Source organism: Candidatus Stoquefichus sp. SB1, from assembly GCF_001244545.1.
Taxonomy (GTDB): Bacteria; Bacillota_I; Bacilli_A; order Erysipelotrichales; family Coprobacillaceae; genus Stoquefichus.
Map to the genome: position 1 here is coordinate 1 of NZ_LN852691.1, position 1672 is coordinate 1672.

Consider the following 1672-nt stretch of genomic DNA (forward strand, 5'->3'; position numbering starts at 1 on the left):
ATATAATATATATCCTATCCTGCTTATTTGGAATCAGGTACTGTGTTCTAATCACATTAGCCCATGCAACAAATATGGATGACATAACCAGCACTGGAATAATTGCTTTGCAGGCTTCATACCCCTGGCCATAGAATATAGGTACAAATTCATTGACAACTGCACTTAATCCCAGTGCCATGGGCGCTGATAAAAACAGAGAGACAATCAGCGACTTCTGTATATATCTCTTGGCCTCTGCATGATTCCCATTTGCTATCAGATTGCTCATTCTTGGAAGCATGACCGTTCCAAGTGAACTCACTGTCATTACAGGTATGATTGTAAGTTTAGCAGAACTTTCATAATATCCTACCTCTGTCATGCTGCTCATCATTCCAAGCATGATCTTATCCATTGTATTATAGATACTGATGGCGATAACTGGTATAAACAAGACAAGATTCGGTCTGATATGCTTCACTATGTCAGATAGACTTGGTCTTATGAAGAATATGTATTTCTTCAGCAGTCCCCATAGGATGACCTGACTGACTATCATACCCATAACCAGAAGCAATGCATAGATATAGATATCATCAGCCGATCTGACAAAGACAAACAATAAGATTGTATTGGCAATCTTGATAACTGTATTTCTTGTCACTGTTAGCTTAAACTCTTCCATTCCAAAATAGAACCAGTTGATATCCAGCATTACAGAAACAAGATAGATTATGAGTATAAGTGCCATTATTCTATTCTGAGCAAATAGGATGATATATGCAGTATATACGAGAATCACAATCACTCCCATGATCAGCTGCATTGCATATATACTGCAGAATGTCCGAGATAACTTTTTCCTATCATCTCTCACTCCTGCAATCGTTCTATTTCCATAGTTATTAAGTCCCAGAAGTATAAACAGACCAAAATAGGAGGCAATGGAATAGGCATATGAATATATTCCTATGTTCTCTGCACCCATGACCCTTGAGATGTAGGGAGTAGTAATCAGTGGAATAATGAGAGTTAAGACATTATACATTGCATTATAAATAAAATTCTTCTTTACGCTACTGATAGCACATCACCTCCTTCTCTTCCCTGAAAATATCTCAAGTCTTTACTGATAGATTGATTTTATTACTTTTTTAATCTCTCTTAAATAAATCCCTTGTATAGATTTTATCTTCTACATCTCTTATCTCTTCTGTCACTCTGTTAACAACTACCACATCACTTATCTTCTTGAATTCCTCTATTTCTTTGATCACTCTGCTCTTATAGAATTCCTCTTCATTTAGTGTTGGCTCATAGACAACAACTTCTATTCCCTTTGCCTTGATTCTCTTCATGATTCCCTGTATTGCACTCGCTCTAAAGTTATCCGATCCACTCTTCATTGTCAGTCTATAGATTCCTACTATCTTAGGCTCTCTATCAATGATTTCCTGTGCTATGTGATCTTTTCTTGTTCTGTTGCTTTCCACTATTGCACTGATGAGGTTCTCTGGTACATCCTGATAGTTTGCCTTTAACTGCTTTGTATCCTTTGGCAGGCAGTATCCTCCATATCCAAATGATGGATTGTTGTAATGACTTCCTATTCTTGGATCAAGACATACTCCTTCTATGATATCCTTTGTATTCAGTCCCTTCATCTCTGCATAGGTATCAAGCTCATTGA

The 1672-nt window shown here is 37.0% G+C and carries 2 protein-coding genes; both read right to left on the minus strand.

Features of this window, described 5'->3' with window-relative positions; all coding sequences use genetic code 11:
- Positions 1 to 1030 (minus strand): oligosaccharide flippase family protein (locus BN1865_RS00005; RefSeq protein ID WP_082189862.1); only part of this gene is annotated, 1030 nt, incomplete at its 3' end.
- Between the two features lie 106 nt (positions 1031 to 1136).
- On the minus strand, positions 1137 to 1672 hold a 536-nt coding region (locus BN1865_RS00010; RefSeq protein WP_304438546.1), incomplete at its 5' end, for a UDP binding domain-containing protein.